Annotated in this window: 18 protein-coding genes and 3 pseudogenes; 4 read left to right on the forward strand and 17 right to left on the reverse strand. The window is 42.0% G+C overall.

Annotated features, from left to right (window positions below; all coding sequences use genetic code 11):
• Positions 1-240: 240 nt before the first annotated feature.
• The 11 genes and pseudogenes from KVT34_RS26160 to KVT34_RS26210 form a co-directional block, all read right to left on the reverse strand.
• Complete coding sequence (locus KVT34_RS26160) at positions 241-1,185, reverse strand: DMT family transporter (protein WP_217562614.1); 945 nt, start codon at positions 1,183-1,185, stop codon at positions 241-243.
• A 531-nt stretch (positions 1,186-1,716) separates the two neighbouring features.
• The gene (locus KVT34_RS26165) at positions 1,717-2,109 is read right to left on the reverse strand and encodes an Rrf2 family transcriptional regulator (RefSeq protein ID WP_217562616.1); all 393 of its coding nucleotides are present in this window, start codon (positions 2,107-2,109) and stop codon (positions 1,717-1,719) included.
• A gap of 117 nt (positions 2,110-2,226) precedes the next feature.
• On the reverse strand, positions 2,227-2,466 hold the full coding sequence (locus KVT34_RS26170) for a hypothetical protein (protein WP_217562618.1): 240 nt from the start codon (positions 2,464-2,466) through the stop codon (positions 2,227-2,229).
• 568 nt (positions 2,467-3,034) lie between these two features.
• Positions 3,035-3,577, reverse strand: coding sequence for an NADPH-dependent FMN reductase (locus tag KVT34_RS26175; RefSeq protein ID WP_217562620.1), 543 nt, complete (start codon positions 3,575-3,577; stop codon positions 3,035-3,037).
• Between the two features lie 137 nt (positions 3,578-3,714).
• Positions 3,715-3,864: pseudogene (locus tag KVT34_RS26180) on the reverse strand (IS1595 family transposase); the annotation flags it as partial.
• Between the two features lie 204 nt (positions 3,865-4,068).
• On the reverse strand, positions 4,069-4,392 hold the full coding sequence (trxA, locus tag KVT34_RS26185; protein ID WP_254635157.1) for a thioredoxin: 324 nt from the start codon (positions 4,390-4,392) through the stop codon (positions 4,069-4,071).
• Between the two features lie 110 nt (positions 4,393-4,502).
• Positions 4,503-5,441 carry a thioredoxin-disulfide reductase gene (gene trxB / locus KVT34_RS26190; RefSeq protein WP_217562622.1) on the reverse strand — a complete coding sequence of 313 codons (939 nt, stop codon included), beginning with the start codon at positions 5,439-5,441 and terminating at the stop codon, positions 4,503-4,505.
• Positions 5,442-5,481: 40 nt separating this feature from the next.
• Positions 5,482-5,799 carry a thioredoxin family protein gene (locus KVT34_RS26195; RefSeq protein ID WP_217562624.1) on the reverse strand — a complete coding sequence of 106 codons (318 nt, stop codon included), beginning with the start codon at positions 5,797-5,799 and terminating at the stop codon, positions 5,482-5,484.
• A 25-nt stretch (positions 5,800-5,824) separates the two neighbouring features.
• Positions 5,825-5,947, reverse strand: a pseudogene (locus KVT34_RS26200) (Rrf2 family transcriptional regulator); the annotation flags it as partial.
• An 82-nt stretch (positions 5,948-6,029) separates the two neighbouring features.
• On the reverse strand, positions 6,030-6,347 hold the full coding sequence (gene trxA, locus KVT34_RS26205) for a thioredoxin (RefSeq protein WP_217562628.1): 318 nt from the start codon (positions 6,345-6,347) through the stop codon (positions 6,030-6,032).
• Positions 6,348-6,446: 99 nt separating this feature from the next.
• Positions 6,447-6,935 (reverse strand): OsmC family protein, encoded by a 489-nt coding sequence (locus KVT34_RS26210; RefSeq protein WP_217562630.1) that lies wholly within the window; start codon positions 6,933-6,935, stop codon positions 6,447-6,449.
• 259 nt (positions 6,936-7,194) lie between these two features.
• Between KVT34_RS26210 and KVT34_RS26215 the strand changes: the two genes are divergently transcribed.
• The gene (locus tag KVT34_RS26215; protein WP_217562632.1) at positions 7,195-7,869 is read left to right on the forward strand and encodes a GntR family transcriptional regulator; all 675 of its coding nucleotides are present in this window, start codon (positions 7,195-7,197) and stop codon (positions 7,867-7,869) included.
• A 1,328-nt stretch (positions 7,870-9,197) separates the two neighbouring features.
• Here the strand turns inward: KVT34_RS26215 and KVT34_RS26220 are convergent.
• The 5 genes from KVT34_RS26220 to KVT34_RS26240 form a co-directional block, all read right to left on the reverse strand.
• A complete protein-coding gene (locus KVT34_RS26220) occupies positions 9,198-9,680 on the reverse strand; it encodes a hypothetical protein (protein ID WP_217562634.1) in 483 nt (160 codons plus the stop codon).
• Positions 9,681-9,746: 66 nt separating this feature from the next.
• Positions 9,747-10,670, reverse strand: a complete 924-nt coding sequence (gene trxB / locus KVT34_RS26225; protein ID WP_217562636.1) for a thioredoxin-disulfide reductase — start codon at positions 10,668-10,670, stop codon at positions 9,747-9,749.
• A gap of 106 nt (positions 10,671-10,776) precedes the next feature.
• A complete protein-coding gene (locus tag KVT34_RS26230) occupies positions 10,777-12,204 on the reverse strand; it encodes an NAD(P)-binding domain-containing protein (RefSeq protein ID WP_217562638.1) in 1,428 nt (475 codons plus the stop codon).
• 59 nt (positions 12,205-12,263) lie between these two features.
• A complete protein-coding gene (locus tag KVT34_RS26235; protein ID WP_217562640.1) occupies positions 12,264-12,575 on the reverse strand; it encodes an ArsR/SmtB family transcription factor in 312 nt (103 codons plus the stop codon).
• Between the two features lie 1,087 nt (positions 12,576-13,662).
• Complete coding sequence (locus KVT34_RS26240) at positions 13,663-15,057, reverse strand: MFS transporter (protein WP_483311457.1); 1,395 nt, start codon at positions 15,055-15,057, stop codon at positions 13,663-13,665.
• Positions 15,058-15,217: 160 nt separating this feature from the next.
• On the opposite strand from KVT34_RS26240, the gene KVT34_RS26245 reads away from it, so the two are divergent.
• Positions 15,218-15,886 (forward strand): helix-turn-helix transcriptional regulator, encoded by a 669-nt coding sequence (locus tag KVT34_RS26245; RefSeq protein WP_217562643.1) that lies wholly within the window; start codon positions 15,218-15,220, stop codon positions 15,884-15,886.
• A gap of 148 nt (positions 15,887-16,034) precedes the next feature.
• Here the strand turns inward: KVT34_RS26245 and KVT34_RS26250 are convergent, their stop codons facing one another.
• Positions 16,035-16,175: a hypothetical protein gene (locus tag KVT34_RS26250; protein WP_217562702.1), complete on the reverse strand. Its 141-nt coding sequence runs from the start codon at positions 16,173-16,175 to the stop codon at positions 16,035-16,037.
• A gap of 25 nt (positions 16,176-16,200) precedes the next feature.
• On the opposite strand from KVT34_RS26250, the gene KVT34_RS26255 reads away from it, so the two are divergent.
• Together KVT34_RS26255 and KVT34_RS26260 are read left to right on the forward strand one after the other, a co-directional pair.
• Positions 16,201-16,389, forward strand: a complete 189-nt coding sequence (locus KVT34_RS26255; protein ID WP_254635168.1) for a tyrosine-type recombinase/integrase — start codon at positions 16,201-16,203, stop codon at positions 16,387-16,389.
• 328 nt (positions 16,390-16,717) lie between these two features.
• A pseudogene (locus KVT34_RS26260) lies at positions 16,718-17,086 on the forward strand (NADPH-dependent FMN reductase); the annotation flags it as partial.
• Positions 17,087-18,578: the final 1,492 nt, after the last annotated feature.

Genomic DNA, 18,578 nt, shown 5'->3' on the forward strand with positions numbered 1-18,578 from the left:
TTTATTGGAGATATTGTCCGGTCGATGAAGACAAAAAAATAAAGCCTCAAATGAGGCCGCTATAATTAGCGTTGCAGTTCTTCTACTTTATACCACCCTGCTAAATCTCTAGAATTATTCAAGAGTTTTATCGAGTTCTCTGATAACTGGTGGCAATCTAGCTTTTATGATCTTGCAAAGGCTAGGCTTCACATACCGTCGAAAAGCCAGCCTTTATGCACCTTAGTTTTATATTGAAAACTAAAATAATTTAACAAACAATATTCCAATAACAGTTAATACTAAAGCGGCAATTCTTCTACTATCAATTTTCCTTTTTTGTAAATTAAATAATCCAAACTGATCGATTATTATTGCCATAATCATTTGTCCCAATAGAAAAATCATGGTAGTTAGAACCGATCCAAGTTCAGGTAATAAGACAATGTTACCTGTTACAATAAATATGCCGAATATACCCGCCATATATACCCAAACAGGAATACGTTTTTTTTGAATGTCATACAAAGGAATCTCTAAGCGACGTCTAGTAATCAATATCAAAATAAGCAAAATAATCGCGCCAACAAAAAATGAAATAAAAGTAGCTCCTAAAAGAGAGTCCGTTGCAACGCGTAGTTTTCCATTAATAGCGGTTTGCAATGGAGGTAAAAACCCAGCTAAAACACCCATAATTATCCATGCAGCTTTACTATCCTTTTTCTTATTTTCTGACGCTGCAATTAAATCTCTTTTCTTTTTAGGTTGAACCAATGAAATAGCTAAAATCATAATGATAGTTCCTATTATTCTAGTAGTACTAATAGGATTAGCTGTTACACCAAACCACTCAAAGTGATCGATTAAAATTCCTATAATCATTTGCCCAGTTACAGTTATTATTGTTGTAACTGATGCACCTAGTTTTGAAAAAAGAATGACATTAGATACATGAAAGCCAATACCAGCAATTGCTCCACCGATAAAAACATACAACGGATATGAAAAATCAATCCCAATACTGATCCCTTTAGGATCTACTATTAAATTAATAATGAGAAGTATCACCGATCCCAAAGAAAATGCGATAAACGAAGCTGTGAAAGGTGTTTTTGAATAAGAGCTTAAACGAGCGCTTATAGATGCCTGAATTGGAAACAACATTCCTATAGTTATCCCCATAAGTAAGTAAAAAATAATTTGCATAAGTTCTCCTCTATTGTTTTAAAATTGATAAAAAAATTAGCCCAATAAAATTTGATATTTTGCTATACGAAATAGAATAACAATTGCTCTTACAGGTACCCAGCACACGGTTTTTACCTGAGACGTTAGGACCCTTCTTATTTTGAGACAATGGTTCTTGCTAATTCTGGATAATCGACAGCTTTCTAAATCTTTCATATGCACGTAATCTATTATTTCATTACGGCATAACCAAGCTGTTTAGAGAAGTCAGTCTTGGGTCCTCATTTTGGAATGACGAATCCCTGCGTTCCACTGATTTGGCGGCCATTTGCTAGAACAATTTGTTTGAGCAGGCTTTTCTGTCCTTCAAATGTATCAACAGCTGTATCGGTGATCTAAAAATGTTTGGCTTCCATCATCCTCCTCCTAAATCACGACTTTTATTTACTGGAAATAGATATTAAAGATTTCCTATATCTATAATAAAAATAAAACATTCCATACATAGGAATCATTCGCGTTTGCCGCAAAAAACGACCCGTCCTATACTCACGTTTGATTTCGAACCAGATCTACCAATTTAATTATTTTGAGATGCGACCCCATTTCCTCTTCAGCTTCCTTCATTACAGCTTGAATTAGACATTCCTCGCCATGGACAAAATCACATACGAATAAAGATGCGCTGCCCTCGATAGCTTGGATAATATCCAAAAAAGTAATGTCGTTTTTTTTACAGGATAATTGGTAGCCTCCGTTAACCCCGGATACTGATTGTATCATCCCTGCTTTCACGAGCCTTGATAAAACTTTGGAAAGATAGGTTGGTGAAACCCTTTGAGATTCCGCCAATTGCTGTACGCCAATCGATTTATCCGAAGAAGCTTCAATGAGTGCTAGCATGGTATGAAGAGCATAGTTCGTCGCTTTTGTAAATTTCACTACCTCACCTTATTCCAAAACTTATTGCATCTATAATAAAAGTTTCAACGAATTGGAGATGGACGGGAATCGCGTACCGTTCAGGGGAAATCGAAGGTGAGGCAACAGAGAGAACGCCTATATCCGTGATTGAATCATGACAATCTCTACAAAAAATACCAAATCAAATAAAAAGAGAACAATAAATGCGACAACAGGGGTCTCGATGACCTGAATATGTTTAGATTCCAGCATTTTTCGTTCTTCCGCCGACAACAGTGGCTTGCCATTGTGCATACTATTAAATCCTGGCTCCAATTGTAGAGCGGTTTGGCCATATGGAGAATGACTGGTTTTTCCGCAAGTAGAAAAATCCACCAATCCCACCATTACCAGCCGTCGCAGTATGGGCAGTTGAGCAAGCTTTTTCCGTAAAAATCGTGCAAACCGTCAATCTCGGGAAATACTTCTTTCAGACCGGTTGCCACAATCAGTTTTTTCACTCGCACCCGCTCTCCCGTCTTCATGACGATTTCGAACCCACCGGCCTGTCTGATTATATCGGCCACCTCTGCTGGCCGAAACTCGACCGACGGATCCTTCAATATCTCATCATATGCTAGCGCCTGAACTCTGTCGGCTCGGTGCCATCACGGGTCAGAAATCTGTGAGAAGCGTGCGTCACCGCATTGCGAGGACGGTTGTCGTCAATCACCATCACATTTCTTCGGGCTCTTCCGAGTACCAGGGCTACGCTTAATTCCGCCGGTCCTCCGCCAACAATTACAAAATCATTCATCGGATATACCTTCTTTCATGCTTATTTGTTAGGCTCTGTTTTCGGTAATTGTTGATTTTCGACCAAAAGAAAATCCCCCCCTGAAGAGGTGGGTTTATCGTTTTCGTAGTTGGACAATTTTCATTTCATGGTTTGTATTATCTCGCCTTAATGACAAGCCTGCTCAAGTGTCTGGAGCACGGATAATAACTCCTGCTTTAGTTCTGGATCTGTTATAATACCTTCTTTATTTAGTTTCAAAGTGATGTGCGGTATTATCAATGTTCCTCTTTCTACAAACTCAGCATTCATCATTTTAAGTGTAAGCAGAAGTGAAGCATTAGCTTTATCCCCTCCCATTGGAGATGGTGAGGCACTGATTACAGCTGTAGGTTTATTTATGAACTCGCCTGAAGATACGAGCCAATCCAAGGCGTTTTTTAACACACCAGGCACTCCATTCCCATATTCCGGTGTACATATAAGCACACCATGTGCCTCCTTAATATGTGTCCTTAATTCTCTAACCGGAACAGGTTCTTCGACAGCATTGATGTCTTGATTAAAATGCGGCAGGTCGCCCAACCCGCCAAAGATGGTAAATTTAACGTTCTCTTTTGCTAATCCGATGATGGTATTCATTAGTGCTTTATTCGTAGAGTTTTGACGAAGACTTCCCGAAATAGCCAAGATTTTAATTTCTTTATCCATTTGCCATCATCCCATTTCTTTCGTGAATTGATTATTCGCTAAGGAATCGTTGGTGTCTTCGGTAAAGGAGTTAAAACCACTTAGTACCACTTCACAATATTTAATTATTGCCTAATTTCAACATAAGAAGAATTGCTGTGGTAACTGTTGACGTTTAGGATATGGTACACGCCTTTAATACGTTGTTTTCCGTCAGATTTGAAACGGTAATGAGCCAAGCACTTCGTATTCGTATAAGAACTGAATGCCCTGCACGAATCGGTACAGAGCACGTTTGAATCAGATAAATTTTTTTCTCGGTCAAGTTGACCAACGGATCGGGAAACAGCGTTCAAAGTACCGTCATGAGGGCTGGTGCCGTGAACGCCGCTCCGATGCCTTGCAAGAAGCACATAGGCCCCCCTCCCGCGGCTGGTGTTGGACCATTAGCCCTTGACCTAGCAGTGAGAGAAGGGTTTTCCATTAGTAGTTACCAGTTCCATAATCCGGCTTTAAACATTGGCCGAAACCCATTTCTCCAAAGCTTCTTTAGGCATAAACCCGATTTTTTTGTCGACGGGTTTCCCATCCTTGAACAGGATTGTTGTCGGAAGGGACATCACGCCGAAGATGGATGCGGTTTCCACGTTTTCATCCGCATCTAACTTTAAAATTCTCACGTCATCCTGCCGAGTCACGTCATAATTTTCGAGTATGGAAGCGAAACTGCGGCAAGGCGAGCACCAAGTTGCCCAGAAGTTGACCAGCGTAACCCCCTCGCTGCGCAAATCGTGTTTAAATGTACTGTTTGTTGAATTACAAATCATAGGAATCATCTTCCTTTCTGTATTTTTCGCCCAATTTTGAAATCCGTCCATCTTATACTTTATAGATATTTTATATCCGTTATTTGACGCAAAAAAGGATTTATTGCAGTTCGTTCCTCTTAACAACTTTCCAATTGATCCAAAAACCGTTCACAATCTAGAGCAGCCATACATCCGCTGCCTGCTGCTGTTATGGCCTGACGATAATGGCGATCTTGTACATCGCCGCAAGCGAACACACCTTCAACATTCGTTCGTGACGATCCTGGCTGTACAACTAGATAGCCCTTTTCATCGGTTTCCAGTTGTCCCTGTAGAAAGCCCGTGTTCGGATGATGACCGATAGCAACGAAAATACCGTCCGCCTCTATAGTCCTTTCATCATTAGTTTGTTGATCCTTAACCTTAAGCCCCACTACACGGTTGTCATGAGATACGACTTCGACTGGGGCAAGCCCAAGTCCCCACGTAATCTTGCTGTTCGCATGAGCACGGTCTTGCATAATTTTGGAGGCTCGTAGCTCCGTGCGCCGATGCACAACATGTACCTCACTGGCAAATCGGGTCAGGAAGTGTGCCTCCTCCATGGCTGAATCTCCTCCGCCCACCACAATAAGCTTCTTGCCGCGAAAGAAAAATCCGTCACAAGTTGCGCATGTACTGACTCCACGGCCTATGTTTGCCTTTTCGTGCGGAATGCCAAGTAATTTTGCAGAAGCTCCTGTAGAAATGATTAAGGATTCCGTCATGAGGTCTTTTTGACCTTCCACCTTCAGTGTAAATGGCCGCTTCGATAAATCTACTTGGCTGACCCATCCCCTGTGGAAAACTGCACCGAAGCGCTCGGCTTGCTTACGCATGTTATCCATCAATTCGGGCCCCATAATGCCTTGAGGGAAGCCCGGAAAATTTTCAACCTCGGTCGTCGTTGTTAATTGTCCGCCTGGCTCCGGACCTTCTATAACAAGCGGATCCATATTGGCACGGGCTAGATAGATCGCCGCTGTCAATCCTGCCGGTCCTGTTCCGATGACAATAGCTTTGTAGGTATCCTTCATCACTTATCTCCTTTATCGTGTCAACCCGAGTTTGAAGTGCTTATCGATCTCTGGCGATGAATTGCTTCAATCTCTCTACGGACATGACGCCAATTTCTTTATCGACTGCTTCGCCATCTTTAAAAATTATTGTAGCCGGGATGCTCATAATGCCAAAGAAAGCAGCGGATTGGACATTATCGTCCAAATTGGCTTTGAGAATCTTGGCTTCTTTGTTCGCTTCGGCGTCATAAGCTTCAAGAATAGGCGAAAATATCAGGCAATCTGAACACCAAGATGCCCAAAAATTGACGATGGTTAATCCTTCGCTTTGCAGTTCGTTTTTTAACGTAGCGTCTGTAACATTATAGATTGCCATTCTTAATTTCCTCCCTAGTGAAGCTTTCAATAGCGTGGATAATATCCAAATAAGTAATATCATCTAATTTGCGAGCCAAACGATAGTCTCCGTTGGCCCCAGATGCTGATTCTATCATCCGCAATAATACCCCTATTTTTGTTAATCTGTAAAAAGACTCCCTCGCTTGTAGAACGCAAGGAAGTCCTTTGTAGATCTTCGTCTACTCGCCTGATCTACAAATGTCCGTATTACAAATGGTTTTCAACAAATTGTTTCAATTGCGTTTGGGACATGGGGCCTACTTTCTTGTCAACAGGCTGACCATTTTTAAACAAGATTGTCGTGGGAATGCTCATGATTCCAAACTCGCTTGCCGTTTCTGGACATTCATCCACATTCACCTTGAGTATTTTCGCAGCATTGATTCCCTCAGCATCATATGCCTCAATAATTGGCGCGAACATACGACAAGGACCGCACCATGTCGCCCAGAAATTCACAAGGGTCAGTCCCTCGTTTTGCAGATCGTTCTTAAAAGACGCATCCGTTGCATGATAAATCGCCATTAAAATCCTTCTCCTTTTTCTTTAAATTTCAGTCAACTATCTAATGGGAGGATGTACGAAGGAGACGAAAATACCCCTTCCTCCATAACCTCATTCGTTCTAAACCGAGTCCAATCCGTGCTCTTTCACGTACTGACGAATGACATCTGCCTCAGAGTTCAATGATGCTTTCCCTTTTACCTCGATCTGAACGCCTCCTTTTATTAACATATTTCCAACAAAACAATTTTGGTCTGCAGTGACAATTGCTTCCTTAGCAGATTGAACCTGTTCTTCTGTTGCATCTGCAGTCAAAACGACTTGTGGAAAATGAACGATTCTCATTCCTTCTTCTGATTTGGTTGCCTCCGAATCCATAATCAATCCGGCAACAGGTAATTGATGAGTTTCGAGTGTAGAAGTAAGCGTTGAGGTATAACAGGCTACCGCAGCAGAAACAAGTATTTCCATTGGGTTTGCGCCTTCCCCGCTGCCGCCGAATAATTCGGGAATAGCAATTTGGGTTTGAAGATGGTCAGCTTTGATCCTTCCGTTACCTTTGATATTCCCATACCAAACCGTATTGACGTTCGTTTTCAAGCCAGCCACTTGATTTCACTCCTTTTTAAATATCTTATTACATAGTTCACTGGTTAACCTGGTATTTATGATAGTTTGCTTTTTTAAATTTGTCAACATCGTATTTCACTAAATCCATATCTTCGTAAACAACAAAAAACAGAAAAAAATATTCGTTGCACCTGAAATTCTGCCAATCTAAAGCTCCGCCACTTGATTTTTCACCTCCGTAATATTAAGCTAGAAGTTATCCAGAACACTAGTAAAGTAAGAAAGTCGGTGTGTCGTTGTGGTACATTCCAGCTTGTTGTTTAAGATTGATTCCCGTTCTTCTCTGCCAATCAATGTGCAGATTAAAGAACAGATCAAATGGTTAATCGGCAAAGAGTATCTGAAACCAGGGGACTCCTTACCTTCGACCAATAAGTTAGCGGATCAGCTTTCCATTAATAGAAATACAATTCAGTGGACCTACTCGCAACTGAAAGACGAGGGTCTTCTAACGATTCAAAAAGGACGCGGAACTCGGGTTGCCGATAAAGACAAAATCGAAACGTTCAAAAGGCAAAATCCCCATTTTACGTTTGTGGAACAAACCATTAAGCAGGTTTACGAGATGGGTTACGATGCGGAGAACGTCCTGTTGTCTGGACTTGCATATGTACAGCTATTTGGCCAACCTCTTGAGAAGAAACTGAACTATCTCTTTATCGAATGCAAGACACAATCGTGCGTTTTTTATCTCGATGAAATCAAACGGATGGCTGCCCCAAACGTTCATACAATCGATATGTCCTCGCCAGAAGATATCTTAAAAGAAGCTATTCGCAATGCGGATGTGATTGTGACCAGAGCGGATCTGGCGGAGAACGTGAAAATGCTGACAGACATCGAACAAAAAACAGTCATCTCCGTCGGTTCCACAAAAGATGTCTCACTATTGCTTAACATGTTGAGACCTTAAAGATGGCTTTGTGTTCGTAATTCTGTCTATCTGCTTCTGCCCAGTCAGCGTCACTGCATTGGGGGCAGCCGCTCTGTTATGGGACAATGATCTTAGCACCCGATATGTATCAACAACAATAAATTCTTCGGGTTCAGATTTTTCAGTTTTGGGATTTACTCCTCTTGCAGCTTTTTTAGAAACTTTTCTTTCAGGAAGGGCAGTGCCCCCCCTTTTTTTCTCCGATGCTAACGTGCAAGGGTGTAGCGCAATCAACCGGCTATCTCTCCAGAATTTCAATGAAACAGGGAGCAGCGTCGCGGATGCAGCTCGTTGTCATGCGTGCTCAACCTTGAAATCATTAGTGATATAGAACTAAATTAAAGCAGATATCAGATTCCGGGATTAAAGCAATTCTACTCACAAAAATCACTCCTAAAATATGTAAATATTTCCCTTTATTAGATTTCCTCGTCGCGTCCCTCAAAAGATTTCAACCACTCACCCGTTCTTTAATTTGAAACCATCAAGGTCCTGCATCATTATTGTAATCAATGGTTACTTTGATCATTGGATTTGTTCTCCTGTACTAAAATCAGTTTATTAAATGGATAAAAGGCTTCGGGTACCCATCCATCGGGGTTTTTCCTTTTAAAAGGGGTGAGTTATGAGTCCTGCTACGTTAACGAGCTTGTTTTATTTGGTCGGTTTAGCTCTAATTTTCCTTTTTTGTATTTTTGTAAAAGTGAAAATCAGGATTCGGGTAGTCGTAAGTTTCTCCATAATTGTGGTCACGTTCCTTAACAGCTCATCGGATAAAAGTATTGTTCAGGATATTACAAACGCTACAAAGCCTCCTGAGATAATCATTAAAGAAAGCAATCCGGAGCAAATAAATATTGGGACCGCAAATTGGAATCGGGTTGAGATTAACGGCAAGGAATACAAGATTAAAGATATTTGTTATACCGGGCCATTGAATTGGACTCCATTTCAAAAGTGGACGATATTGGAAGTTCGTTAACATATAGAAAGATGGTGGGGAATTTTTGTACACCCAAATTAATCATTTGTTAAAAAGATCATGGCCGAAGTCGCCATGATCTTTTACATTTAGCGGTCGTATATTCGTTGTTCGCTGAAAGCAAAGCGTTCTATAATAAAAAGGCAAGTTACCCTCTTTTATCTTCATGATAGGAAATGGCTGTTGAAGATTGCACAATGATTGTTCCCGAATCTTCACGCTTACCCGCTTTTCATGATCCCTCCATTTTACGACAAAAAAGGTACAGCCTCTTCAACTTTCTTGAAGAACTGTACCTTTTTCTAAGCAATAGACTTTTTTCGGTTCAATTAGGGAAGGCAAATAGGTCTAGGTCAAAAATGATGTATAACAATGTATAATTATACAACATATCATCCTTTATCAAAGTATTATAGTAATAATTTACTTCTTCTATGTCAAATAAAAGCGAGTTAATTTTAAACGGTGTTGAACATCCACGAGGAATTATTTTATTTTCTAGTATCGATTTGATAAGTAACCCGCCTGATCGATAATTGTATTTTACCCGATGCATTAATTGTGAATATGGGACAAAACTCTTTTCTTTATTACCAATTACACTGACTTTGCCCTTTATGCTATTTAGTGTTTCAATAAGAGAGTTCATCTCAAAGTAGCGTTGCTCTTTTTTCTTCTGATACGCAATTAATTTATATTTTACTAGACCCTCAAAAAAAAACCTCATTAGACTTAGCATTTCTCTAAGTCTTTTTTTCATAAATTCAGGGGGATTTATAGCATCTTTAAAAGCTGATTTTGTAAACACAGACTCCGTGTACAAGTTTGAAATGCGCATTCAGATATTTATTTCATATTAAAAGCTAGACTCCTGTTAGTGTACGCTTTCGAGAAACTTCTCACAATCAATAGCAGCCATTCCCCCACTACCAGCTGCAGTAATAGCCTGTCGATATCTGGAGTCCTGAACATCTCCGCAAGCAAACACACCTGGGATATTAGTTTCGGTCGTACCCGGAACAACTTCAATATATCCGGTATGGTCAGTCCTAATTTGTCCATTCAAAAAGGAAGTATTCGGCGTATGTCCAGTGGCTATAAAAATACCATCCGTTTTTATGATTTCTTCCGCCCCGGTATCCACATTTCTGACTCGCAGACCAGTTACTCCCCGATCACCAGCTATAACTTCAGTAGGTTCATTTCTAAGCGCCCAGCTAATTTTCTTGTTTTGCTGTGCCTTGCTCTGCATAATTTTCGAAGCTCGCAACTCAGCGCGCCGATGAACAACAGTTACTTTAGAAGCAAACTTTGTAAGGAAATTTGCTTCCTCCATAGCCGAATCTCCACCACCTACAACAAGAACTTCTTTATTACGGAAAAAGAATCCATCACACGTTGCACAAGTGCTTACCCCACGACCGATGTAATCCTTCTCCCCCGGTACACCGCCAAGCAAGTTTGCGGAAGCTCCGGTTGATAATATAAGTGATTCCGTTTCTAATCTTCCGACTCCATCAACCGTTAACATAAAGGGGCGCTTAGACAAATCTGTCTCTGTAACCCAGCCTCTAATAAATTTAGCTCCAAAGCGTTCCGCTTGCTTTCTCATGTTATCCATTAGATCAGGTCCCATTATTCCATCAATAAACCCCGGAAAGTTCTCAACTTCCGTTGTTAATGTCAATTGACCTCCTGGTTGGCCTTCAATTACCAAGGGATTTAAATTTGCTCTTGCTAAGTATATCGCCGCGGTTAGCCCAGCCGGTCCTGTTCCAATTATGATGGATTTATACATCTTCCTACCTCCTTATATCAATTGCTTTGGGGCAAGAGAAGGAAGCCCCAAAGAGGTCCACCTTCTTACCTTACCGCTCATTTCTTCATCATTTACCCTTATCGCTTCAATTGCAGCAAGATGACGATGCTGTCTCAGAAGTAGTTGAGCAGCAACTTTCACCTGCACCTGCTTGAACCGGTCTGGCATTAACACTGCATACACCTGTTTCTGGCAGTTCGAGCTCAACCTTGGCAGCTGCCTCAAAATCACCAGTGAGATAAGCAACTACAGATCTAACCTGTTCGTATCCAGTAGCCATTAAGAAGGATGGTGCACGTCCGTAACTCTTCATTCCTACAATGTAGAAGTCTTTCTCATGATGCTGAAGTTCTTTCGCACCATGCGGCCTAACTGTCCCGCAGCTGTGAATATTGGGATCAATAAGTGGTGCAAGCGTCTCAACACTCTCGGTAGCCGAATCTATACTTAGCCTAATTTCGCGTAGGAAAGAAAAATCAGGACGGCTTCCGGTATTCACAATAATTTGGTCAATTCCCTCAATCTCTAGATTTTCTCCAGCTACCGTTCCAACGATTTGAAGTTGTTCTCCTATTTTCGATAGCTTTTCAATTTTTAATGGTGTGACTACTTTGATCTGTCCCGAATTAACTAATCGATGTATCCGGCTACCCAATTCTCCTCGGGCTTCCAATTGATCGTTTTCTTCTCCCCCGTAAGCTTCATCTACTTTTCTTTTTCTCATAATCCACAACAATTCAGTCTTTGAATTGGATTCTTTAAGCTTAACCAGATCTAGTAAAGTATTTATCGCAGAATGGCCACTCCCGACGACGGCAACTCGCTTGCCTTCATATCTGGATTTATTTTCTTCAGTAAACTCCGGTATGCCATAAACAATATGTTTTTGGAGAGAACGTTCTTCTTTAGTCCAAACACCACTTGCATACAAAGGATTTGGATTGCTCCAAGTCCCGGATGAATCAATAACCGCTCTTGCCAAAATACGTTTTGTACTACCTTCCGATTCAATATAGAGAACAAATGGAGACTGTTCACGATCAGTGGACTTCATTTTATCGATATTTTCTCTACTAACGGCTATAACCTGGGAATCCAGCATAATGTGAGGCTTTATTTTAGGCAGTTCGGCCAGGGGCTTCAAATACTGTTCTACAAGTTCTTTACCAAGTGAAAATACATCAGATGACGGAGCATTCCAGCCATGTTTAAGCAGCAAAGTTCGAGCTGTTTTATCAATGTTGTATTGCCAAGGCGAGAATAAGCGTACATGCCCCCATTTCCGGATACTGTGAGCGATTTGAGAGCCGGCTTCAATAAGAATAAACTTTTGTTTGCGGTTAACTAAGTGAGCTGCCGCGGCTAAACCAATTGGTCCAGCTCCAATAATTGCTACTGGGAGTTCAGCGTTTGCTATCTCGGCCTCGTGTTTAGTCGTTTCAGCAGGCTCAACCGAGCAATCCTTTGGACCACAGCATTGCTTAGCAACAACTTTCAGTTCGATGTTCTTCATTTTCACGTCCTCCTTAAATTTATAAATCAATTTTTTTTGATATGTTAGCTAAAAAAATTTTATTTAGAATTGGGATAAAAGATACAGCACAATTGCTCCGATAGTAGACCCTTAATTTCCACTTCATTTAACTCATAATAGTTCCACTTACCAATACGCTCCATCGTAATCAAATTTACATCTAGCAATAATTTTAAGTGATAAGACAGTTTGGATTGAGGTAGACCCAGAAGTTCAGTTAAATCACATACACAAACCTTACCTCTTTGGTTTAATTCAAAGATGATTTTCAGTCGATTTTTGTCAGATAAAGCTTTGAATTTCTCTTCATACACAGATAAGGTTTCATTATCTATAGTGGGACACGTCATGTTTTCACCTACTCCGTTATCACATCAAATTTTCTTGATGGGTTAATATTATCAGTTCATTTAGAATTCGTCAACCATCAACTTTTTTTGATTTGTTTTCCCCGCTCACAAGCTTTAGCAGCTTATTTCTTTAAATACGTCCTTTTTTTCTCGAAGGCCATTTAATGCCTTATGTAAGTGATCCCACGATAATTCTGATATTGTTTCCAATTCATTTAAATCAGGCATTCTTTTATGAAGAATTGAAAAATCGAACAAAATGCGGAGGACTATACGTTCGTGATCAGACAGCACCGTTATTCCACCTCGTTGTAGTTTTTGCTTCCTTAGCGAATTCTAATACCTATATTATATAGGATCATATGTTCGTGCACAAAGCAAAAAAATGGGACCGCCACAATAATGCTCTCCCAATAAATTTCAAGAATTATAAAGTTCCTTAAGAGCATTTCTCATTTGAAGTTTAATATCCACTTCGGGACGTATCGTCCCTTTCACTTTTTGAAGTACTTCATTCACAATTGATAATCGAACAATAAGAAAGAGTTTGGTTTGAAAAAAGATTGGTCATTTTTAGGGTCAAGTTATACAACAACAGCCATCCGTAGTTTATGAAGTTACCTTTATGCAATAGCTTTTTTAAATCGATTTTGCCATCGTTATATTCGTAATTTCATAGCCCAACTTTTCATATAATCCCCGTTGTGGAACATTGCCTGGAAATGACTTATCAAGCATGCATAAAATGATCAGATATACTAGACGAATTGAATTCGAGGATGCTTTATTCCTGCTCGTTTTTATCGGCATCTGTTTCATCGTCGCGCTGGCATTGAAAAAACGCTTAGCAACTACACGAAACGGGTGGCTGAGAAGGCGGAGAAGACAAAACTGATTTCATAGCAGCCGAAAGGGCAAGCCGCAGGCGGCTTGCCCTTATTTGTCATGCAGGTCGTATAGATTATGTAGGCCATGCAGGTCGTGCTGATCATGCAAGTGTGCAGGTCTTGCGCTTCATACAGGTCATGCACAGCCGTACAGGTCTCTCTCATCCCTGTTTGGAATGGGCTAAACCCTCAAAGCATCATTAGGACGATTGGCCTGCTGACTGACTTGCCGATTGGCCTTGTTTGGTTCGCGTACTGGCAACCAAGCTCAGCAAAACGAGTGCAAGATTGAACACCATAGCTATCGTAATTCCGGTCTCCAGCGACATGCCCCCCGTTTGGCTCAGCGCGACGATGGCGCCGCCGATTCCAATCGCCACGCCAGGCGTAAATGAGTCGGCAAATTGCAAGCTTCCGGAAACCTTCCCCGCTTCACCCTCCTTGGCAAGAGAGAATGCAACTGTACCGCTTACGGTATGGGCCAAGCCGATCCCGATGCCCGCAATGATTTCCCCAAGTACCGCCAACACGATATTTACCGCTGGAACCCAAACCATGAATGCGATACCGACGATCATCAGCACTATACCGGCAATGATCCGTTTCTGCCGGCCGCGCCCTTGATCCGCCGCATCCCAGCGAGCCTGCGAAATAGCGATGATGCACCAGCTAAGCGCCGCACTGGCCACTATGAGCCCGGCTCTGTCAGCGGCCATTCCTTTCGTATCCGTCATGGCAAGCACGAGAAAATTCTGGGTGAAGACATAACTGGCGAAAAATAATCCGCGGGAAGCGATCAGAGACGGCAAGCCAGATCGAAAGGTCAGCGTGCCTGCCGGCAGCAGCTTGCGAAGCGGCTGCGCCATAAGACCCAAGCCGACAAGCAGAAGCACGACTCCCAGCAGTTTTGGAAGCATGCCGAGACCGGTCAAGAAAAGCCCGGTGCCGATGGCGAGCAGCATTGACAGCCCGATGACTCCAGTTTCACCCTTCCCTTGAAGGCTAGGCATTTTCAATTTGCGGAAGACAGGCAGGCTGAGAAGCACCGCCAGAAGCAGGAAGGGGAGAACCCCCCAGAAAACGAACCGCCATGACCATTGCTGGGCAATAACGCCAGCCACGTAAGGACCGAGCATTGAAGGCAAAACATAGGCTGTACCCAGAGCGCCCAAAATTTTGGCGCGCAGCTCATCCGGGTAACTTAAAGAGATAGCTGTGTAGATGCAAGTGTACATGGCGCCTGCGCCAAATCCTTGCAAGGCGCGCGAGCCGATCAAGACATACATATCGTTTGCAACAGCCGCCACGATTAAACCGACTGCAAATAATAGAATGGCGATCGTAAAAGGAAACGCGGGGCCTTTCTTGTCAATTTGGCGGCCGACCACCATAGTGCCGATAATTTGTGCGAGCAAATAAGCGCTGAAGATCCAGCCGAAGAGATGAAGTCCTTGCAGATCACCGGCAATGACTGGAGCAACCGTCGTTACGGCCAGCCCTTCAAATCCGATCGTCATCGAAGCCAGAATGATGCCGATCGATAACGCTAGATAACGCGGTCCAAAAATGCTTTGCCCAGAAGACAAGCTGATCACCTTCTATCATTTTTTATGTACATGCAGTATCCGGATACTTTATAAAGAAAGATCTTTACAAATAAGATATACTGCCTCTTTGACTTTGTCAATATTATTCTTTAGAATATATACATAACTGTTTTTGCAACAATCAGAACCAAAGTTGAAGGTGAATGAGATGAGAATAAAGAAATCGCATGCAAGCGAAGGAGCTGAAAAAACAAGAAGAGCCATTGTAAATCTGCTTAAGCAGAATGACTCAATGGATGCTCTTCACTTGGCGAACCAGCTTGGGGTAACCGCAATGGCAGTGCGGCAGCATCTATATAATTTGCAAGAGGAACGGCTGGTCACATTTACGGAAGAATCAAGAACGATGGGACGGCCCGCAAAGATGTGGACGCTTACGCCCGAGGCAAATCGGCTGTTTCCGGACGGGTACGCCGAGCTTACAATCAGTTTGATCGATTCGATGAAAGAAGCGTTCGGAGATGAAGGCTTGGAGAAGCTGCTGGAGATTCGCAAACGCAATCAAGTCCAGGATTATCAGAGTAAAGCGCCTGCGAGCCTCCCGCTGAAGGAACAATTGCAGGCTTTCGCAGATTCGCGGACAGGTGAGGGGTATATGGCGGAGGTCATAGAGAACTCTGATGGAACCTATTGCTATGTGGAGAAGCATTGCCCGATTTGCGAGGCTGCGAAAACATGCAGCAACCTTTGCAAGAATGAATTGGAAATGTTCGAACAAGTCATCGGCGACGGTGTCGAGATCGAAAGGGGCGAGCATATTTTAAAAGGCGACAAACGCTGTGTGTACTGGATTAAACCGGAAGATAACTCGAAATGAATTTACAAATTGACGACTTAGCATAGCAAAGCCAGGGTCCGGGAGCCCTGGCGTTTTGGCTTGTTTATTTACTCGGATAGTTTCGCCGCTTTATTTTTCTGCTACTACTTTAGGAACGAGCTCATATATTGTACCCGTTTCCAGCGCCTCAATCAGCTTCAGCAGCCAACGGTAGTAGTCCATGGCCCTGAACGATCTTCGCTTCATCGCCTTCTAGAATAGCCAGTATCGGCGGCTTCTCGGCATTTTCTGTTTTAAGCGCCCTGATCTCATTGAGCGGCTTAGTCATCGCATGCATATTTCCCTCGACCGCTTTGCGCCATTTAAATGTAAATGTTTACTCACATCGGTTTCGCCATACCTACGCATGCCAGTTATTAGATAATAGTGCTTCCTTGGATTTTATCCAGGGGATGCTTGGACACGAAAAAACATCCACCACTCAAATATATGCCCAGATACAAGGTGTGCGGCGCAGGGAATTGTATCGCCAGTATTTCTAGGAATTACGAATAAGATGTAGGGTTGGCATTTGGTGACAGCTTCGCTGGTACTACCCTAATAGTAAAAAAGCACAGGAACGTCGAATAAGAAGAATATGCTGGTTGCCTCTTGCCTGTTTACTGTATATGAAACGAACACCGATCTTCCCAGAACAACTTTTCCCTTCTAAACTGCCTGGGACGGAAGTGAAAAAACACCCTTCTTATGTTGAAATTAGGTAATAATTAAATATTGTGAAGTGGTACTAAGTGGTTTAATTCCTTTACCGAAGACACTAACGATTCCTTAGCGAATAATCAAATCACAGAAGAAATGGGATGATGTTAAATGGATAAAGAAATTAAAATCTTGGCTATTTCGGGAAGTCTTCGTCAAAACTCTACGAATAAAGCACTAATGAATACCATCATCGGATTAGCTAAGGAGAACGTTAAATTTACCATCTATGGCGGGCTGGGCGACCTGCCGCATTTTAATCAAGACATCGATGCTGTCGAAGAACCTGTTCCGGTCAGAGAATTAAGGACACATATTAAGGAGGCAGATGGTGTGCTTATATGTACACCGGAATATGGGAATGGAGTGCCTGGTGTGTTAAAAAACGCCTTGGATTGGCTCGTATCTTCAGGCGAGTTCATAAATAAACCTACAGCGGTAATCAGTGCCTCACCATCTCCAATGGGCGGTGATAAAGCAAGGTTTGGTTCCAAGTGGAACCCCATCTCCATAGATGCGATACATGATGTTGTGGGTTTCAAATAGCCGCTTCAACGGATCCGCTATGGTGCGGCCCGCATGTATTTCGACAAAGGGAAGTGGGTTCATCTCAAGGATAAAGTTAACTATTTTATGGGCCAGTGATTCAGCTTCAGATGATCGAGGATGATACTTCTGTTTTGGGTACGGAGTTACGATATCTTCATATCCAATAATCTGCTGGCGATGAAAAGACAAAAAATAGATATCTTTTTTAGGGAATTCTCTTGCATCCATATATGCGATAACCGCGTTAATCCAGCGACTCTACTTCCCTTGATAGTAAAGATAAGCGGGTTTAGCTTCAGCAGGCCGTGAAGAAGATTCCGTGATTAAAGCAATTCTACTCACAAAAATAACTCCTAATGTCTATTTATGCGTTTAGGTATCGATACTCCAAACGAACAGTGCTCTCACATTTTCCATCATTGCTAAGCCACTGGTGTTTATGAGAAATTGCAAAGTAATCATCCGTATACTCCACCATGTGGTGTGGAGTAAGCCAAGTCCAGCGAAGACGATTACTTGTGGAACGATCCAGCTCGATTAATCCGAAAGCATTCGATTTCACAGAATGCACTTTAAGGATCTCCGGATCGAGGCAACTTTGGCTAATGAGAAGACGCGAACTATCCGGATGGACACGTTCGCAGCTGGAAGAAAGAATGTGAAGCAGTTCCGTACCAATGTGTGCTTTCAAATACTTGAATAGTTGCATCTTATTTTTTTGGCTTTTGCAAATGAACCATCTCTATCCCTCCTGATTTTTGGTACAAAAAATGGAGAGCGCAAAAAAGGCATACGGGTGTTGTATACCTCTATGGTCTCCATGTTCGTACCGATATTACAAACGCTACAAAGCCTCCTGAGATAATCATTAAAGAAAGCAATCCGGAGCAAATAAATATTGGGACCCCAAATTGGAATCGGGTTGAGATTAACGGCAAGGAATACAAGATTAAAGATATTTGTTATACCGGGCCATTGAATTGGACTCCATTTCAAAAGTGGGCGATATTGGAAGTTCGTTAACATATAGAAAGATGGTGGGAATTTTTGTACACCCAAATTAATCATTTTGTAAAAGATCATGGCCGAAGTCGCCATGATCTTTTACATTTAGCGGTCGTATATTCGTTGTTCGCTGAAAGCAAAGCGTTCTATAATAAAAAGGCAAGTTGCCCTCTTTTATCTTGATGATAGGAAATGGCTGTTGAAGATTGCACAATGATTGTTCCCGAATCTTCGCGCTTACCCGCTTTTCATGATACCTCCATTTTACGACAAAAAAGGTACAGCCTCTTCAACTTTCTTGAAGAACTGTACCTTTTTCTAAGCAATAGACTTTTTTCGGTTCAATTAGGGAAGGTAAATAGGTCTAGGCCAAAAATGATGTATAACAATGTATAATTATACATTTATCATTAAATAC

It is taken from the genome of Paenibacillus sp. GbtcB18, assembly GCF_019091125.1.
Taxonomy (GTDB): Bacteria; Bacillota; Bacilli; order Paenibacillales; family NBRC-103111; genus Paenibacillus_F; species Paenibacillus_F chitinolyticus.

Excerpts from the sequence above, each read along its gene's own strand:
- trxA (WP_217562628.1), bottom strand. The coding sequence starts at position 6,347 with ATGGCGATTTATCATGCAACGGATGCGTCTTTTAAGAACGATCTGCAA.
- KVT34_RS26245 (WP_217562643.1), top strand. The coding sequence starts at position 15,218 with ATGAGAATAAAGAAATCGCATGCAAGCGAAGGAGCTGAAAAAACAAGA.
- KVT34_RS26175 (WP_217562620.1), bottom strand. The coding sequence starts at position 3,577 with ATGGATAAAGAAATTAAAATCTTGGCTATTTCGGGAAGTCTTCGTCAA.
- KVT34_RS26160 (WP_217562614.1), bottom strand. The coding sequence starts at position 1,185 with ATGCAAATTATTTTTTACTTACTTATGGGGATAACTATAGGAATGTTG.
- trxA (WP_254635157.1), bottom strand. The coding sequence starts at position 4,392 with ATGATTCCTATGATTTGTAATTCAACAAACAGTACATTTAAACACGAT.
- trxB (WP_217562636.1), bottom strand. The coding sequence starts at position 10,670 with ATGTATAAATCCATCATAATTGGAACAGGACCGGCTGGGCTAACCGCG.
- KVT34_RS26195 (WP_217562624.1), bottom strand. The coding sequence starts at position 5,799 with ATGGCAATCTATAATGTTACAGACGCTACGTTAAAAAACGAACTGCAA.
- trxB (WP_217562622.1), bottom strand. The coding sequence starts at position 5,441 with ATGAAGGATACCTACAAAGCTATTGTCATCGGAACAGGACCGGCAGGA.
- KVT34_RS26235 (WP_217562640.1), bottom strand. The coding sequence starts at position 12,575 with ATGACGTGTCCCACTATAGATAATGAAACCTTATCTGTGTATGAAGAG.
- KVT34_RS26230 (WP_217562638.1), bottom strand. The coding sequence starts at position 12,204 with ATGAAGAACATCGAACTGAAAGTTGTTGCTAAGCAATGCTGTGGTCCA.
- KVT34_RS26250 (WP_217562702.1), bottom strand. The coding sequence starts at position 16,175 with ATGACTAAGCCGCTCAATGAGATCAGGGCGCTTAAAACAGAAAATGCC.